Raw genomic sequence first — 17648 nt, forward strand, 5'->3', positions numbered from 1 at the left:
GCACAGTGGAGAGCATGACCGACAATCCTGTTTCGTCGCCGACCCCACCTCCCCCGTACCCGGGTGCTCCCGGCACGGGTGGAGACGGCTCCGCGCCCCACGGCACGGGCAACGGCTTCTTCGGCTGGCTTCGCACCCTGGGGCTCGCCCGCGGCGATGCGTGGGTTGGCGGCGTCTGCGGCGGGATCGCGGCACGACTGGGGATCGATCCGCTCATCGTCCGCGGCATCTTCGTCGTGGCGGCCGTCCTCGGCCTGCCGATGCTGCTGGTGTACGCGATCCTCTGGGTCGTCCTTCCCGACCGGTCCGGTGTCATCCATCTGGAGAGCCTTTTCCATGGCAGGCTGGAGCCGCCGACCATCGCCGCCCTCGTGATCGTCCTGCTGAGCTTCGTGCCGGTGATCCCCTGGGTCAGCAACCTGCTGCTGTGGTCGGGCGGATCATGGGGCGGCATCTACGACATCGGCGGCGCGCTCAGCGTGCTGTGGCGCGGGCTGCTGGTGCTGGCACTGATCGGTCTCGTGAGCGTGGCGATCGTGGCCGTCGCCCGCCGGCCCCGCCACCGCCGGCGTGGCGGCGCAGAGGCGGGCTTCGATCCGTACGGCCCGGGGGTGCCTTCACCCGACCCGCGGGGCTTCCGCCCCCCGCCCCACCCCGGCGCGGCACCGTATTCGACCACCGCCCCGGCGGGCGGAGCCTGGCCCGTGCCGCGACTCGATGCCCCCGCGCACGCGCCGGCCGCCTTCGCAGCCGGGCGCAACGAGACGGTCGCAGGTCCCGGCGAGGCCACGACCACTGCCGCGAGCACGACGCCCGGCGCTGAGGAGATCCCCCCGTATGAGGGTCTCACCGCCAGCATGGCCGACGGCGACTCCACGGGTCACATCGTCGCTCGCGACGTTGCCGCCACCGGTGGCGGCAACGTGGAGGTTCCCGGCGGGGTCAGGGCGGACGAGCCCGGCACCGCGCCCGCATGGCACGAGAGCGCCGCGGCGTCCTCCAGGCCGCTAGCCGCTTCGGCCGGCGCCGAGGCGGGTTCCCCCGTCGATGCATCCCAGCCTCACCCCGGCGCCGCGCCGACCACGACTGCTCCGTATGACACATGGCGTCAGCAGCAGGATCAGTGGCGCGCGGAGCACGACGCGTGGCGTCAGCAGCAGCGCGACGCCGAGCGTGTCGCGCGCGAGCAAGCCCGCGCCGAGGCCGCGGAGGCGACAGCTCGAGCCAACCGCGAGTACGAGGAGGCCCGGGCACGGCGCCGCGCCTCTCGCCCTCGCACGGCCCTCTGGTACGTAGCACTGACGCTGGGTGTGATGGCCGCCGGTGGTGCCGCCGTCGCGCTCGTGGCCGCTCCGCGCGGCACGATGATGGCGGCGACCCTCGCTTTCCTCGCGGCCACAGCCGTCGGGGCGGTCGCGATGATCGTGGCGGGCATCGCTCGCCGCCGTAGCGGCTTCATCACCTTCCTCACCGTCAGCAGCCTGGTGATCGCTGCCGGCACGCTGGTGCCCGCTCTGTCGGTGGGACGGCCCTGGAGCGGATCCGAGGTGGCGCGGGTGGACGGCCAGGTGCTCCTGCCGATCGGCAGCGCCTCGATCAGCGGTCCCGATCCCTCGGACCGCACCTACCTGCAGTCCTTCGGATTCACCAACCTGTACCTGAACCCCTGGATGGCGGCGGATCCCGGCTACGCCATGGTGGAGCCGGAACCCGTCCCGACCGCAACCGCCGCGCCAGCGCCCTCGTCCTCACCTGAGCCGTCGACGAGCGCTGCCGCACCGTCGCTCATGCTGCCCATGCAGGCCGGTTCGATCACGCTCGAGAAGGGTGGCGAAGGAAGCACGCAGGTCGACCTGGAGGCGGGCATGATCGTCAGGTTCACGATCACCGCGGCATCGCTCAGCCTCGGCACCTACCGGGTGGAGGAGACCGACGACAGCTATGCGGACGTCCGCAACATCGACCTCCCCACGCCCCGGACCAACGACGACGGAACGTACACGTGGACGTTCACGCTGGACACGATGGCCGAGTCGCCCCTGATCACCGGCGACCCGGACTCCCACGCCCGCAGTTCCGTGATCACCGATGTGAACATCACCCAGCAGGACGACGTCTGGATCAACGCCGGACTCGCTCCGGAGAGGAAGCGATGAACAGCCACGACACGCCTGACGCGTACACCCCGGCCACCGATGACGAAGCCGTGCCGTCCTCGGGGACCACGCACTCGCAGGAGCCCCCGGCCTCGGACGTGGCGGACGCCGCCGAAGAGCGGCGCCCCGATGGTGACGAGTCCGACTCGCCCGCCCCGGCGCCGCACCCACTCCTGGAAGGCAGCCCGGTTCCGGACGAGGACCTTGTGCTGACGGCACCGGCTCTCTCGATCGCGCCCGCGCCGGTGGAGGACGTGCCTGCGCAGATGGCACCGCCAGCGCCGTCCGTCGCGCGAGACGCGACGGCGGCCCCCAGCCCCGTCACACCAGCCGCCGGTGATCCCCCGGCGCCCTCCCTTCCCACAGTCCCCGAAGCCCCCCGTACCCGCTGGGGCGGGATTATCTGGGGTCTGGTCTTCCTGGCACTCGCGGGTATCGGCTTCTGGTCGACCACCGCCCTCTCCGCCGATTTCCTGGCGGACGTCTGGTTGCGCATCACCCCCCTCGCCGTCGGCGCGGGGATGGTGCTCATCGTCGGAGTGATCGCGGTGCTGTGTGCACTCGTCGCGCTCGCCCGGCACCTCCAGCGGCGCTCTGCCGCGCAGCGGTCGCTCCTCTGATGCGGCCCCGGGCGGATGCGGTTCAGGGCCCGCATCCGCCCCCCTCTACCGTGGGATCTCGTCACGTGCCGTCACGGTCGGTGATCCTTCGTCACTCACGCTCCTGCGCGGCGATCGCGGGTTAGCGTGGGGACATCGCGACGGTCCGGGTGGTTCCGGGCACCGGTTCATACCCGGTTGTGCAGCGGGTTCGACTCCCGCCGTCGCGTCAAATGCTCCCGCGGGCCGCGGTCACCGCAGTACGGGCGGCGACGCGCCGCAGGACATGTCAACCCGCCGGTCGAACATGCAGGGTGCAGGTATGGTGGCGCCCATGTGGTTTTCCCCGGTGGGAGGTCGATCGTGACCTCGGGTGTCATGCCCTCGTTCGGCATCACCCTCGCCGCTGCGCGAGGATCGCGCACCGTCTACACGCTGACGGGGCGGCGCGGGATGGATTCGCTCGCCGCGGATGGCGATCTCACCAGCGCCGATCACGACGGCTTCCGTGGCCGTCTCGTGTCGGTGCCCCTCGGTGAATCGGCGTTCGAGGATCTGCGCTGCTCCGCGTTCCGCTTCGAGCGGCCCGTCGGTGCCGCTGCGGCGATGGCGGACGTGGCGCGGCTCATGTTCGTCGTCCACGGCGGCGTCACCGTCCAGGAGGGAGCCGACGAAGTCGCCGTGCCGGCTGGTCACTGGCTGCTCGCTCCTGCCCGGCGGTCGTTCGTGATGAGCAGCGACGGGTCGTCGCGGTTGCTCAGCGTGCTCATTCCGACGCGCAAGCTCCGGATGCCCCGTGAGCGACTGGATGCTCTCGGCTTGCGCCCGCTGGCGGACGTGGCGGTGGGGTCGGCGTTCGAGAGTCTGCTGCGTTCCCTGTCCCAGTCGGCTCCGGACGACAACACGGTGGAGGCGGATCTCACCGCTCATGCCCTGCTCGACCTCTCCCGCGCGCTTCTCGCCGCTCAGCCCGCAGGAGAGCCGGCCGACCCGGATGACGCGGTCCGCGCCCGCGTGCACGACTTCATCGAGCACAACTACGCCGACCCGAACCTTCACGTCTCCGTGATCGCCGCCGCGCTCGGGGTGAGCGTGCGTCGACTGCACCGGCTGTTCGAATCCGAGCCGCTCTCCATCTCACAGTGCATCCGCCGCTGGCGGGTGACCGCCGCCGGACGCGAGCTGCTTCTCACGCAGGAGCCGTTCGAGTCGATCGCCCGCCGCGTGGGTTTCGGATCGTCTGACACCGGCTATCGGAGCTTCCGCGACGAATACGGCATGACTCCGGCGGAGTACCGGCGCCGCGGGCGGGTCTGACCGGCTTCAGGCGCCGAGCACGGGTTCGATCCGCTGCGCGGTCTGCGTGAGCGCTTCTTCGCGCACATTCATGTACACGGCGATGCGCCGATCCAGCTCGCCGGAGCCCGAAGCGTCGCGCTCGCGCGCGTCCTGGATGTCCTCGGCGAGCTTCACGAGTCGTGCGTGCGCGTCCGCGGGGATCCGTGTCTGAAGCATCGCGAGGTCTTTGCGATAGGTGTCGCTCACCGGACCCATGATGCTCCTCCTCCGCCGCCGCCTCGGATCGCGATCGGTTCCGTGATCGAACGACTTCACCACCCATGATGCCGCAGTTCGAGTCCGTGGCAGGCGCAGTATGCGCCCCGGCGATGTCGGGCGAAGTTAGCTCAGAAGAATCTGAATCACCTGTGTAGAGCACTCAGAGTGCGAGCAGCGCGATCCCCGCCACGACCACGATCGAGGCTCCCACCCGCAGCCCGGGCCGTCCCTCTCGCAGGACGAAGGCGCCGAAGAGGCTCACGAGCACGACGCTGACTTCGCGCGTGGGAGCGACGAGCGACACGGGTGCGATGGTCGTCGCGGCGAGCACGAGGATGTAGCTCAGCGGCGACAGCACACCGAAGGCCAGGAGGCGTCGCCACTGCAGCCGTGCGAGCGGAACGACCTGGCGCCAGCGCGGCCCGAGAATCGCGCCGAACAGCACCACCTCGATCAGGGTGCACCCCACCATGAACGCCACGGGTGAGATGTGCCACATCCGCAGAGACTGGCTGTCCCACAGCGTGTACGCGGCGATGGCGAGACCGGTGAGGAGACCGAAGACGATCGCGGGATCCACACCGCGGCGCGTCGACGATCCCGCGCCGCGGTCGACCAGCCCGATCCAGACCACGCCGACAATCACCGCGATCACGCCCACGAGCGCGATCGGTGAGGGTCGCTCGCCCAGTGCGAGTACCGCCACGATCACGGTGACCAGCGGCCCGGACCCGCGCGCCGTGGCGTACACGGTGGAGAGGTTTCCGGCCGCGTATCCCCGCTGCAGCACCAGCATGTAGACCACGTGCAGCACCGCCGACACGGCGACTCCCAGGAGGAAGCCCGACCAGTCATCCGTTCCGATCCCACCCGTGAACGGCACGACGGGCAGCCATACGATGCCGCTGGCCAGCGCGCCGAGCCAGAGGAACGGCAAGCCGGCCCGGCTGGCACCGTGAGCGATCACGTTCCAGGCGGCGTGCGCACACGCGGCGGCGAGAACGAGGACGAGAGCAAGAAGCGACATGAGAACCTTCCGCTCGCCGATTCATGGATCGACGAACACCGGTCCTCCGGGCTTTTGTCCTGTCAGATGACGTGCGACGGCGTCGCGCGTGGCGCCGCTCGGACCTGTCGAACGTGGTTCCGGAACCCTAGGCGCTATCGCCACCAGCCTAAGTCATAACGATCGTGTCTCCAGACTCTCACCGGTGCTTCGGCGGACCCGGTCGGCATCGCTACGATCAGCGCATGACGGCCTCAGCTCACACCTCTCAGCGGACCCTCGCCATTCACCGACGCGTGCCGCTGTTCATCAGCGTCGGCGTTCTCGTGAGCGCCCTCGCGCTCGCAGGCTGCGCCCCCGAGCCGAACGGGGCAAACGCCCCGGCGCCGACCAGCGCGACGAGTACGAGCGCGCCGTCACCGTCCGCCTCCGCCGTCACCACCCCGACACCGACGCCGGAGCACTCCGCGGCCACACCCGTCAGTCTCGACCTCCGCCTGGACCAGCTCGTCGTCACGGACTCGGAGGGTGGCGAACAGGTACTCGACATCCGCACGGACGCCGTCGGCGTACGCGACGCCTTGTTCAGCATGTTCGGCGAGGTGGCGCCGGAGCGCCCCGATGACCGCTACCCCATCGACCTGTACCGCTGGCCGGGTCTGACGCTCTCCTGGATCGAGGGCACTCCGGCGTCCGCCTCGGTGACGTTCCGTGCGGCCTCCGAGCAGGATGTCGCCCTCACGTCTGCCGGGCTGAGCGTGGGAGCGACGGTAGCGCAGGTGGAGGCGGCGGGGGGCGAGGTGACCGCATACGGCACGTACGACGATGTCACCGCGTACCGTCTGAACGTCGAGAAGGTTCCCGGTACGTCGTCTCTCGCGAACCCGGGCGAAGAAGGCGAACGCTACCTCAGCTTCTCCGTCGTCGACGGCGTCGTGACCATGCTCGGCGTGGGCGACGACTACAGCGACCTGTGATCACCGCAAGCTCGGAGATCACAGCAATGACGGAGACCACAGGGGTGTCTGAGACCACAGTGATCTCGGCGACCGCAGGGATCTCGGTGACCGCAGTGATCTCGGCGACCACAGGGATCTCGGCGACCGCAGGGACCTCGGAGACCGCAGTGACCTCAGAGCGCCGCGAGTACGTCAGCGCTGCGCGTTGACGTACTCTCCGAGGTGCTTGCCGGTGAGCGTGGTGCCATCGGCGATGAGCTGCGCGGGCGTACCCTCGAACACCACCTTGCCGCCGTCGATGCCCGCCCCCGGCCCCAGGTCGATGATCCAGTCGGCATGAGCCATGACCGCCTGGTGGTGCTCCACCACGATCACGGACTTGCCGGAGTCCACCAGCCGATCCAGCAGCGCCAGCAGGTTCTCGACGTCCGCCAGATGAAGGCCCGTGGTGGGCTCGTCGAGGATGTAGACGTCGCCTCCCTCACCCATCTGGGCCGCGAGCTTGAGCCGCTGACGCTCTCCGCCCGAAAGTGTGGTGAGCGGCTGACCCAGGCTGATGTAGCCCAGACCCACATCGGCCAGGCGTCCGAGGATCTTGTGGGCGGCCGGGATCTTGGACTCGCCCTCGGCGAAGAACGTGAGCGCATCAGCCACCGGCAGCGCCAGCACTTCGCTGATGTCCTTGCCCCCGAAGTGATACTGCAGCACCTCGTGGTCGAAACGCTTGCCCTCACACACCTCGCAGGTGGTCTCCATCGTGGCCATGACGCCGAGATCCGTGTAGATCACGCCGGCACCGTTGCAGTTGGGGCAGGCGCCTTCGGAGTTGGCCGAGAACAGCGCGGGCTTCACGCCGTTCGCCTTGGCGAAGGCTTTGCGCACGTGCTCCAGCAGCCCGGTGTAGGTCGCGGGGTTGCTGCGTCGTGAGCCGCGAATGGGTGCCTGATCGATCGACACCACCGACGCGTCCTTCGGCAGCGAGCCGTGAACGAGAGAGCTCTTGCCCGAGCCGGCGACGCCGGTGAACACGACGAGCACGCCCAGCGGGATGTCGACGTCCACGTCCTGCAGGTTGTGCAGGTTTGCCCCGCGCACCTCGATGGCGCCACGTGGCTCACGCACCGTGGGCTTGACGTTGACCCGCAGGTCGAGGTGCCGACCGGTGAGGGTCTCGCTCGCGCGCAGCCCCTCCACCGTTCCCTCGAAGGTGATCTCACCTCCGGCAGAGCCGGCGCCCGGTCCGAGATCCACCACATGGTCCGCGATCGCGATGGTCTCCGGCTTGTGCTCCACCACCAGCACGGTGTTGCCCTTGTCGCGCAGAGCCAGCAGCAGGCGGTTCATGCGCTCGATGTCGTGGGGATGCAGACCGGTCGTGGGCTCGTCGAACACATACGTCACATCGGTGAGGGAGGAGCCGAGATGACGGATCATCTTGGTGCGCTGCGCCTCGCCACCGGAGAGGGTTCCCGCCGGCCGGTCGAGGGAGAGGTATCCGAGACCGATGTCGACGAAACTGTCCAGGGTCTCCTGCAGCCCGGTGAGCAGAGGAGCAACCGAGGGCTCGTCGAGGGAGCGCACCCACTGCGCCAGATCGCTGATCTGCATCGCGCAAGCATCGGCGATGGAGATCCCGGCGATCTTCGACGATCGTGCCGGGGCGCTGAGGCGCGTGCCATCGCACTCCGGACACACGATGAAGGTGACGGCGCGGTCGACGAAGGCGCGGATGTGCGGCTGCATCGCATCGCGGTCCTTGGACAACATCGACTTCTGGATGCGCGGGATGAGGCCCTCGTAGGTGAGGTTGATCTTGTCGATCTTCACCTTGACGGGCGACTTGTAGAGGAAATCGTCCAGCTGACGCTTCGTGAAGTCGCGGATCTTGGTGCTGCCGTCGAAGAACCCGGACTCGGCGTACATCCGTGTCGCCCACCCGTCAGGGGTGTAGCCCGGTACCTTGATGGCACCCTCGAGCAGAGACAGGTTCTCGTCGTACACCTCGGCCAGGTCGATGTCGTTCACCGTGCCCATGCCCTCGCACCGCGGGCACTGCCCGCCCAGGATGGAGAACTCGGCGCGCTCCTTGACCGTGCGTCCGCCCTTCTCCACGGTGACGGCTCCGGCGCCGGAGGCCGAGGCCACGTTGAAGGAGAACGCCTGAGGCGAGCCGATGTGGGGCACGCCGATGCGGGAGAACAGGATGCGCAGCATCGCGTTGACGTCGGTCGCGGTGCCCACGGTGGAGCGGGCGTTGGCGCCCATCCGCTCCTGATCGACGATGATCGCGGTGGTGAGCCCTTCGAGCACGTCGACGTCGGGACGGGCGAGGGAGGGCATGAAGTTCTGCACGAACGAGGAGTAGGTCTCGTTGATCATCCGCTGGGACTCCGCAGCGATCGTCGCGAACACGAGCGAGCTCTTTCCCGAACCGGAGACGCCGGTGAAGACCGTGAGCCGGCGCTTGGGAAGTTCGACGGAGACGTCGCGCAGGTTGTTCTCCCGTGCTCCGACCACACGGATGAGGTCATGGGTGTCGGCGATGTGGGCGTCGGTCATGATGCTCCCCGGTGTGCGGATCGACGAATGCGGCGGATAACAGCATCGCTCATGCCACCGACATCGCGCATCCGGAAATCACAAGCGGGCAGGAACGAAGAAGCCCGTGATCAGTCGCGAACGGCCGGTGCGCGGAAGAAGTCGACGCCGAGGTCGGGGTGATCGACGAACACGCCGTCCACCCCGGCCTCACGAAGAATCTGCCATTCGCCTTCGTAGTCGCCGAACTCCGCCTTCGCACCGGTGCGGAACTGCTTCAGCAGGAACGCGTTCTCGGGCCGGGCCGTCCACGTGAACACCTGGAGTCCACGCTGATGGGCATCCTCGACCACCGGCGCCGGCCCGCGCGAGCGGCCCATCCGATCGGGCCGGAGGATGATCTTCTTGTCCAGGCTGATCCCGTCGACCTGGCTCGCGAGCACGTCGAGGCCGCGGGGGCCGAGCTGATCCGCGTACGAAGGAACGCCGGCCTGACGGGACGCGCGCAGGTCGTAGGCGGTTCCCGCAGCCTCCAGCAGGTACACATAGGTCGCTCGGAGCCCCTCCTGCTGCAGGCGGGTGATCACGGTCTGCTCGAAGGACTCGATCACGAGAGGGTGCGCGCCACCACCCCAGCCGCACGCTTCCAGCTCGGCCAGCAGCAGCGGCACGTGGTCCAGCCCGATCCCGGCGAAGTACGTGGCGTGCTTGATCTCGACCACCGCACCGATCTCACGGCCCTGCTCGAGGGAGGCGCGATGGACGAGGTCCAGCACGTCGCGCAGGCGCAGCATCGGCTGCCGGTCGTCGTAGGTGGCGCTGGTAGCGCGCAGTGCCGGGATGCGCTCACGCACCCGCAGCGTCGACAGCTCCTCCCAGGTGAAGTCCTCGGTGAACCATCCGGTCTGCTCGGCACCGTCCACCCGCTTGGTGGTACGCCGATCGGCGAACTCGGGGCGCTCGGACACGTCGGTGGTTCCCGAGATCTCGTTCTCGTGCCGGACCACCAGCACCCCGTCGCGCGACACCACCACATCCGGCTCGACGGCGTCCGCACCCATCGCGAGGGCGAGGTCGTACGCGGATGGAGAATGCTCCGGACGGTATCCGGGCGCTCCACGATGGCCGATGACGAGGGGGCGACGACGGGGCACCGGCCCATCGTAGTCCGCTGGGGCTATCTCTCGCCGGGCACCACCCCATCATCGTCCGCTGGGGTCATCTCTCGCCGGGCACCGTGATCCCCGGGTCCTCGGAACGTGGCCGAGCCGGTCAGATGCTGTTCGCCGTCTGAGAATCCCGGGATTCTCCCGGATCCCGCCCGTACAATGAAGAACACCGTGTCCTTGACACACAGCATTGGAGCGTGAGCCGCAATGGCCCTTCGAAACCCGATCTTCAGCAACTCGGCGTTCCAGGAGCGTAACGCTCCCGCCGTTCCGGTTGCTCCTGCGGGAGCGCAGACGACCGGGCTCGTGCCGCCGCCCGCGCAGGGCGGCTACACCCTGAACGGACAGCCGTACACCCAGAGCCCGCAATCGGCCGGACAGAACGCGCAGTGGGCTGCTTCGCAGCAGGCCGCGCAGAACGCCGCGGTGCAGGCCAACCTGGAGGGCATGTACGCCGCCCCCACGGCCAGCGCCATCGACCACGGCCGCATGACGTACGAAGACACCATCTGGAAGACGGCGGCGCTCTTCGGCGTGCTGCTGATCACCGCGGTCGTCGGCTGGATCTGGGCGGCGAGCGGCCTGACCGTCAGCTACCGTCAGCCCACCAACATGATCCCGTGGGCGCTCGGTGCGCTCGGCGGCTTCGTGCTGGCGATGGTCGTCACCTTCACGTCGCGCAAGAAGGTGCGTCCGGCTCTGATCTTCGCCTATGCGGCGTTCGAGGGCTTGTTCATCGGCGCCATCTCGGCCACCTTCGAGGCGTTCTGGCCGGGCGTGGTCATGCAGGCGACCCTCGCCACCATCGCCGTGGTCGGCGTCACTCTCGCGCTGTTCGCCAGCGGCAAGATCCGCGCCAGCAAGCGCGCCACGAAGATCTTCCTGATCGCGATGGTCGGATATCTGGTGTTCTCCCTGCTGAACCTCATCCTGATGTGGACCGGCGTGCTGAACCAGGGCTTCGGCATGTACAGCGCGAAGCTCAACATCGCCGGCTTCGGCGTCCCGCTGGGTCTCATCATCGGTGTGCTGGTCGTCATCATGGCCGCGTACTCGCTGGTGCTGGACTTCGATGGCATCCAGCAGGGCGTGCGCAACGGCGCTCCCCGGAACCTCGCCTGGTACGCCGCGTTCGGTGTCATGGTGACGGTCGTCTGGCTCTACGTGGAGATCCTGCGCATCATCGCGATCGCGCGCGGCAACGACTGATCCCCTCATCGACGAACGGGGCCGGAAGAATCCGGCCCCGTTCGTCGTTTCCGCTGACAGGGTGGAAACTGGAAGGGTGAATCAGCAGGTCAAGTTCCAGCGCGCGCTCATGCTCGCCGATCGCAAGCAGTTCGAGAAGGCGGAGGCCCTGCTGCGCGAGGTGGTCGATGCCGACCCCACCACCGTGGTCGGGTGCCAGGCAGCCGTGGCCCTGGGCGAGCTTGTGAGCTTCGCCGACCCCGACGCGGCACAGGAGATTCTGGACGCCGCCGTGGAGAACATGTCAGCGCACGCCGACGACCCGATCCTCGACTGGGAGCGTCAGCGCGTGGAGGAGCTCTTCGCGGAGATCGCGGAGGCCTGAGCCTCAGCGCCGTCGCGGACGCTCCGCGACGCGCGCCAGCATCTGCAGCATCTCCCGCGTCGCCGCCGAGCGGGAGCGCGACCGCGCCGCCGCGTGCGCCTCGGCCACCAACCGCGCATGCAGGTCGTCGTCCGTCAGGATCCGGAGCACCGCATCGCCGAACGCGTCTTCGTCTCCGGAGGCGATGAGGAGACCGCCGCCGTCCGACAGGGCCTCGGCGGGGCCGTAACGGACGTCGTAGCTCACCACCGGCGTCCCGTGTGCCAGCGCCTCCAGCACGGCGAGTCCCTGGCCCTCGAACGCGGTGGTCAGCAGCAGCACAGCCGGATCATCCAGCACCGTATCGGGATCGGCGATCTGGCCGTGCAGGATGACGCGCTCCGTGAGGCCGAGCTCGTCGATCAACGCCTCGATCGCGCCGCGAGACGCTCCCTCGCCGTAGATGTCCAGCACCGCATCGGGCAGCTGGTCCACCACCCTTCGCCAGACGCGCACCGCGTGATCGAGCCGTTTGCCTGGCGCGAGGCGGTTGATCATCACCGCACGGTGGCGGTCACGCTCGGCCGCTGGACGCGGGTGCGCGACAGCCGTCGCGCCGAACGGCAGGACCTCGTCGATCCGCCCGGCGCCGAACCGTGCGATCACGTCGTCGCGCTGCGCTGCCGTCAGCCAGACCACCGCGTCGAACGCACCGGCCGCATGCAGCCATCGCTGCCAGAGCGGCAGAATCGGCGCGTCCGGGGTGTAGGGCTCCCCGATGTGGGCGGTGTGCGTGGTGTGGACGAGCTTCGCGGGTGAGTCCCAGGCGGTGAGCAGCTCCCCCAGCTGCCGCGCCTCGACGATCACCACGCTCTGGAGGCCATCACCGGGTGCCGTCGCCAGAACGTGGTCCAGCCACGCCCGGTACAGTCCCCCGAAGCCGTCCAGCACGCCGGCCTCCGAGCCGTCCGCGGCGAGCACCACCACGGGCGCTGTGCTGAGGTGCCAGTCGGGGTTCCCGGCGATCACGGGAAGCTCAAGGACCGGGTGGGCCGCGGGGACCGGACGGTACTCCAGCGCGGGGTCTCGTGTCCCCGGATGCGCGGCAGCACGCACCCACGATGGATCCGCGCTGGCCTCGTCGAAGAGGTTGCGCAGCCGCTCGGGACGATCCAGCTCGCCTCGGCGCACGAACTCCGCGCGATGGGCGTCATGGTCGGCGGCGCTGCCCGGATCCACGGTCAGCAGTTCGGCCGGGACTCCGGCGTCCACGAGGTCACGCGCGCGACCGAGGACGGCGCGGCAGAACCCGCCGTCCAGATCCGGGATGAGCCGGGATGCAAGCACGAAGCACCTGACCGCGGGCGCGGTCAGGTGCTTCGACGAGTTCACTCCCACTCGATGGTCCCCGGCGGCTTGGACGTGACATCCAGCACGACGCGGTTGACATCGCGCACCTCGTTGGTGATGCGGTTGGAGATCTTCGACAGCACGTCGTACGGCAGACGAGACCAGTCGGCGGTCATCGCGTCCTCGCTGGACACCGGGCGCAGCACGATCGGGTGGCCGTACGTGCGTCCGTCACCCTGCACTCCCACGGAGCGGACATCGGCGAGCAGCACGACCGGGCACTGCCAGATCTCGTTGTCGAGACCGGCGGCGGTGAGCTCCTCACGCGCGATCGCATCGGCGTCGCGGAGCAGATCCAGCCGGTCCTGCGTGACCTCACCGATGATGCGGATGCCCAGGCCGGGGCCCGGGAACGGCTGGCGCGAGACGATCGCCTCGGGCAGTCCCAGCTCGCGGCCGATGGCGCGGACCTCGTCCTTGAAGAGGGTGCGCAGCGGCTCGACGAGCTCGAACTGCATGTCCTCCGGCAGGCCGCCCACGTTGTGGTGGCTCTTGATGTTGGCGGTGCCTGCGCCGCCGCCGGATTCCACCACGTCGGGGTAGAGCGTGCCCTGCACGAGGAACTTGATCGGCTCGCCGGCTTCCTTGGCCTCATCGACCAGCTGGCGCTGCACGGCCTCGAACGAGCGGATGAACTCACGACCGATGATCTTGCGCTTGGTCTCCGGGTCGGTGACTCCGGCCAGCGCGTCCAGGAACTGCTTGCGGGCATCGACCGTCACCAGGCGCACGCCGGTGGAGGCCACGTAGTCGTTCTCCACCTGCTCGCGCTCGCCCTTGCGGAGGAGCCCGTGATCCACGAACACGGCTACCAGCTGGTCGCCGACGGCCTTGTGCACCAGCGCGGTGGAGACAGCGGAGTCGACGCCGCCGGAGAGCGCCGAGATGACGCGGGCGGAACCCACCTGGGCGCGGATGCGCTCGACCTGCTCAGCGATCACGTTGTCGCTGTTCCAGTCGGCCGGGAGCCCCGCCGCGCGGTGCAGGAAGTTCTCGATGATCGCCTGACCGTGCGTGGAGTGCTTCACCTCGGGGTGCCACTGCACGCCGTAGAACTTCTTCTCGTCGTTGCTGAACGCGGCAACGGGCGCGCCCGCGGTCGACGCGTTGACGGTGAAGCCCTCGGGTGCCTTCGCGACGGAGTCGCCGTGGCTCATCCAGACGTTCTGCTCGGTGGGCACGCCCTCAAGGATCACGCTGTCGCTGCTGGTGGTGGCATCGGTCGCACCGTACTCGCGCAGGCCGGTGGCGGCCACCTCACCGCCGAGCACCTGGGCCATGTACTGGAAGCCGTAGCAGATGCCGAGCGTCGGGACCTCGAGGTCGAACACCGCGGGATCCAGCTTCGGGGCGCCCTCCTCGTACACCGACGACGGGCCGCCGGACAGGATGAGTCCGAGCGGGTTCTTCGCAGCGATGTCTGCTGCGGTCGCGGTGTGCGGCACGATCTCGCTATAGACGCCGGCTTCGCGCACACGACGTGCGATCAGCTGCGCGTACTGGGCGCCGAAATCGACGACCAGTACCGGCCGCTGCGCGGTTTCGGGGGTCTCGGTCACTTGCTGCCTTCCGTGGCTGGAGTGGGGGTAACGGATGCGGATGCCGCCTCGTCCGCCTCGCGCTTGGCGAGGTAGGCCTTGACGTCGCGGGCCACGCGCGTCTCCATGAAGAAGGAGAGCAGCGGGACGACGCCGCCGAGGGCGAGCATGATGAAGCGCGGGAACTGCCAGCGCATCAGGGACCAGATGCGGAAGCAGGCGAAGAGGTACACGACGTAGAACCAGCCGTGGACGACAAGGATCGCGAGTGAGACGTTGAAGCCCTGACCGGTGGATTCCAGGCCGTTCGCGGTCTCGACCACGGGCTTGAGCGCGATCAGGCCGTCCGGGTCGCCGAGGAACAGCTCCAGGTGGATCGGCGTGTACTTCAGCACCATCTCGATACACAGCAGCAACAGGAAGACTCCTGTGATGATCGATGCGATCTGATAGAACTTCAGCGCTCCGCGGATCGCCGGGAAGGTGGCGAGTTTGGGTGCGGGCATGCGTCTAGTCTAGCCGCTCGTTCCTGAGGACTCTTCCTCGCTCCGTTGCGCGCAAATGGCTCCAAATCCGCCGGATTTGGAGCCATTTGCGCGCTATGAACGGGGATACCCGATGATCACGGCGGCCTGACGGGCGGCGCCGAGGGCGACGTACTCCGCCGGAGCGGGCACCTCGACCGGCAGACCGAGCACCGTGGGGGCCAGCGACTGCACGGCGGCCGAGCGGGCACCGCCACCGATCAGCAGCACCCGCCGAAGCGGGACACCGAGGTCGCGAAGCGCATCGAGACCGGCGGCGAGTCCGCCGAGCATGCCCTCCACCGCCGCGCGCGCGAGGTTCTCGCGCGTCGTCGATGCCAGGGTCATCCCGGTGAGCGATGCCGTCGCATCCGGCAGGTTGGGGGTGCGCTCCCCCTCGAAGTAGGGCACCAGGGTCATCCCGCCCGCTCCCGGCTGGGCGCGAAGAGCGAGCGCGCTCAGCTCGTCCACGTCCACGCCGAGCAGGGCGGCGATCGCGGTGAGGACACGCGCCGCGTTGAGCGTTGCCACCAGAGGCAGGAAGGCGCCGTCCGCCGAAGCGAATCCGGCGACGGTACCGGACGGATCGACGGTGCGATCAGCGCTCACCACGAACACGGTTCCACTGGTGCCGATCGAGACGACCGCGTCGCCCACGCCGGCACCGACGCCGAGCGCGGCCGCCGCGTTGTCACCTGCTCCCGGGCCGACGAGGACCCCGACCGCGAATCCCGCGTCCGTCACGGCGTCGACCGCGACCGACTCGTCCGCAGCGAGCACACGCGGCAGAACGGCGTCGTGACCGAGCGCGGCGACCAGCACCTCACGGTCGTATCCGCCGCTCGCCGGATCCCAGTAGCCGGTCCCCGATGCGTCCGAGCGATCGGTGATCAGTTCGTCCAGCACCGGGCCTCGCGGCGAGGAATCGCGCGGACCATAGCCGCGCAGACGCCAGGTCAGCCAGTCGTGCGGGAGCGCGACGGCCGCGACGCGGGCCGCGGCCTCGGGCTCGGCGTCGCGGAGCCAGCGCAGTTTCGTCGCGGTGAAGGAGGCCACCGGGACAAGACCCGTGCGCTGCGCGAGCGCTTCAGCGCCGAACTCCGCGATGAGCTCCTCCGCCGCTGCGGCGGAGCGCGTGTCGTTCCACAGCAGCGCGGGACGGATCACCTCGCCGTCGGTGTCCAGCACCACCATCCCGTGCTGCTGCCCACCGACCGAGACCGCGGCCACATCGGACACTCCCCCGGCATCGGCGATCGCCTCCACCAGAGCGCGCCACCAGTGCGCCGGATCCACCTCGGTGCCATCGGGGTGGGCCGCCCGCCCCTGGCGGACGACCTCCCCCGACGAGGCATCGATGATGACGACCTTGCACGACTGCGTGGACGAGTCGACGCCCGCGACGAGGGTCCGCTCAGCCACGCGCACCCATCAGGTGCTCGGCAGCCAGCTGCTGCAGGCGCACGAAGCCGAATCCCCGGCCGCCGAAGTACGCGTTCGCGTCGAAGTCCTCGTACGCGGAACGGTCCGCGAGCAGATCGTCGTACGTCTCGCCCTCGCCCAGCGTGTTCTGACGCAGTTCGTCCACCCGTGCGGCCGCCAGCGCCTCCTGCACCTCCGGGTCAGCACGAAACGCGCTCGCGCGCTCCTTCAGCAGCAGGTACATCCGCATGTTCGCGGCGGCGGAGTCCCACACGCCGGTCTCGTCCTCGGTGCGGCTCGGCTTGTAATCGAAGTGACGCGGACCCGTGTAGGCGGGGCCGCCGTCGGCGCCACCGTGCTCGAGCAGATCCACCAGGGCGAACGCGTTGTGCAGATCGCCGTGACCGAAGACGAGGTCCTGGTCATACTTGATCCCCCGCTGGCCGTTGAGGTCGATGTGGAAGAGCTTGTCGTGGTAGAGCGCCTGCGCGATGCCCGCCGCGAAGTTGAGCCCGGCCATCTGCTCGTGACCGACCTCCGGGTTCAGGCCCACCAGCTCCGGACGCTCCAGCGACTCGATGAACGCCAGCGCGTGACCGACCGTGGGAAGGAGGATGTCGCCGCGCGGCTCGTTCGGCTTCGGCTCGATCGCGAAGCGGATGTCATAGCCCTTGTCGGTCACGTAGTCGCCCAGCAGGTTCACGGCCTCCCGGTATCGCTCCAGCGCCGAGCGCACGTCCTTGGCGGAGTCGTACTCGGCGCCTTCGCGGCCGCCCCACATCACGAACGTCTTCGCACCGAGCTCGGCGGCGAGATCGAGGTTGCGCAGCACCTTGCGCAACGCGAACCGGCGAACTGCGCGGTCGTTGGACGTGAAGCCGCCGTCCTTGAAGACCGGGGCGGAGAAGAGGTTGGTGGTGACCATGGGCACCACCAGGCCCGTGTCGGCGAGCGCGCCCTTCAGGCGGTCGATCTGCGTCTGGCGCTCGGCGTCGGTGGACCCGAACGCGAAGAGGTCGTCGTCGTGGAACGTCAGGCCGTAGGCGCCGAGCTCCGACAGCTTCTCGACGGCGTGCACCACATCCAGTGCCGGGCGCGTGGGTCCGCCGAAGGGGTCGGCACCGTTGTAGCCGATGGTCCAGAGACCAAAAGAGAAGCGGTCTTCGCGGGTGGGGGTGGTCGTCATCGTCTCGCCCTTCGGGGAAATCGGTATATGTT

General features: G+C 68.9%; 15 protein-coding genes and 1 tRNA gene. 7 read left to right on the top strand and 9 right to left on the bottom strand.

What is annotated here, in order from left to right:
- Positions 1-14 precede the first annotated feature (14 nt).
- From LQ566_RS05080 to LQ566_RS05095, 4 genes are all read left to right on the top strand, one after another.
- Entirely contained in the window at positions 15-2156 is a 2142-nt protein-coding gene (locus LQ566_RS05080) for a PspC domain-containing protein (RefSeq protein ID WP_231090525.1), read from the top strand.
- Positions 2153-2776: a hypothetical protein gene (locus tag LQ566_RS05085; protein ID WP_231090526.1), complete on the top strand. Its 624-nt coding sequence runs from the start codon at positions 2153-2155 to the stop codon at positions 2774-2776. Before LQ566_RS05080 ends, LQ566_RS05085 begins: the two co-directional genes overlap by 4 nt.
- Before the next feature lie 136 nt (positions 2777-2912).
- Positions 2913-2985 (top strand) — tRNA-Met (locus LQ566_RS05090).
- 133 nt (positions 2986-3118) lie between these two features.
- Positions 3119-4072 (top strand): helix-turn-helix transcriptional regulator, encoded by a 954-nt coding sequence (locus LQ566_RS05095; protein WP_231090527.1) that lies wholly within the window; start codon positions 3119-3121, stop codon positions 4070-4072.
- 6 nt (positions 4073-4078) lie between these two features.
- On the opposite strand, the gene LQ566_RS05100 is transcribed toward LQ566_RS05095, so the two are convergent.
- Complete coding sequence (locus LQ566_RS05100; protein ID WP_231090528.1) at positions 4079-4300, bottom strand: hypothetical protein; 222 nt, start codon at positions 4298-4300, stop codon at positions 4079-4081.
- Between the two features lie 172 nt (positions 4301-4472).
- Positions 4473-5339, bottom strand: a complete 867-nt coding sequence (locus tag LQ566_RS05105; protein ID WP_231090529.1) for an EamA family transporter — start codon at positions 5337-5339, stop codon at positions 4473-4475.
- Positions 5340-5563: 224 nt separating this feature from the next.
- Here LQ566_RS05105 and LQ566_RS05110 point away from each other — a divergent pair, with 224 nt between their 5' ends.
- Positions 5564-6295 carry a hypothetical protein gene (locus LQ566_RS05110; protein WP_231090530.1) on the top strand — a complete coding sequence of 244 codons (732 nt, stop codon included), beginning with the start codon at positions 5564-5566 and terminating at the stop codon, positions 6293-6295.
- 174 nt (positions 6296-6469) lie between these two features.
- Here LQ566_RS05110 and LQ566_RS05115 read toward each other — a convergent pair whose 3' ends face one another.
- Together LQ566_RS05115 and LQ566_RS05120 are read right to left on the bottom strand one after the other, a co-directional pair.
- Complete coding sequence (locus LQ566_RS05115) at positions 6470-8836, bottom strand: ATP-binding cassette domain-containing protein (RefSeq protein ID WP_231090531.1); 2367 nt, start codon at positions 8834-8836, stop codon at positions 6470-6472.
- Positions 8837-8946: 110 nt separating this feature from the next.
- A complete protein-coding gene (locus tag LQ566_RS05120; protein ID WP_231090532.1) occupies positions 8947-9969 on the bottom strand; it encodes a glycerophosphodiester phosphodiesterase family protein in 1023 nt (340 codons plus the stop codon).
- 222 nt (positions 9970-10191) lie between these two features.
- Between LQ566_RS05120 and LQ566_RS05125 the strand changes: the two genes are divergently transcribed.
- Both LQ566_RS05125 and LQ566_RS05130 read left to right on the top strand, forming a co-directional pair.
- Positions 10192-11193 carry a Bax inhibitor-1/YccA family protein gene (locus tag LQ566_RS05125; RefSeq protein WP_231090533.1) on the top strand — a complete coding sequence of 334 codons (1002 nt, stop codon included), beginning with the start codon at positions 10192-10194 and terminating at the stop codon, positions 11191-11193.
- Between the two features lie 76 nt (positions 11194-11269).
- The gene (locus LQ566_RS05130; protein ID WP_231090534.1) at positions 11270-11557 is read left to right on the top strand and encodes a hypothetical protein; all 288 of its coding nucleotides are present in this window, start codon (positions 11270-11272) and stop codon (positions 11555-11557) included.
- Positions 11558-11560: 3 nt separating this feature from the next.
- Here the strand turns inward: LQ566_RS05130 and LQ566_RS05135 are convergent, their stop codons facing one another.
- The 5 genes from LQ566_RS05135 to xylA form a co-directional block, all read right to left on the bottom strand.
- A complete protein-coding gene (locus LQ566_RS05135; RefSeq protein WP_231090535.1) occupies positions 11561-12883 on the bottom strand; it encodes a glycosyltransferase in 1323 nt (440 codons plus the stop codon).
- Positions 12884-12924: 41 nt separating this feature from the next.
- On the bottom strand, positions 12925-14505 hold the full coding sequence (gene guaA, locus LQ566_RS05140; RefSeq protein WP_231090536.1) for a glutamine-hydrolyzing GMP synthase: 1581 nt from the start codon (positions 14503-14505) through the stop codon (positions 12925-12927).
- Positions 14502-14990: a DUF3817 domain-containing protein gene (locus tag LQ566_RS05145; protein ID WP_231090537.1), complete on the bottom strand. Its 489-nt coding sequence runs from the start codon at positions 14988-14990 to the stop codon at positions 14502-14504. Before LQ566_RS05145 ends, guaA begins: the two co-directional genes overlap by 4 nt.
- 93 nt (positions 14991-15083) lie before the next feature.
- A complete protein-coding gene (xylB, locus tag LQ566_RS05150) occupies positions 15084-16430 on the bottom strand; it encodes a xylulokinase (protein WP_231090538.1) in 1347 nt (448 codons plus the stop codon).
- Positions 16423-17616, bottom strand: coding sequence for a xylose isomerase (xylA, locus tag LQ566_RS05155; RefSeq protein WP_231090539.1), 1194 nt, complete (start codon positions 17614-17616; stop codon positions 16423-16425). Before xylA ends, xylB begins: the two co-directional genes overlap by 8 nt.
- Positions 17617-17648: the final 32 nt, after the last annotated feature.

It is taken from the genome of Microbacterium nymphoidis (genome assembly GCF_021044885.1).
In the GTDB taxonomy this organism is placed as follows: Bacteria; Actinomycetota; Actinomycetes; order Actinomycetales; family Microbacteriaceae; genus Microbacterium; species Microbacterium nymphoidis.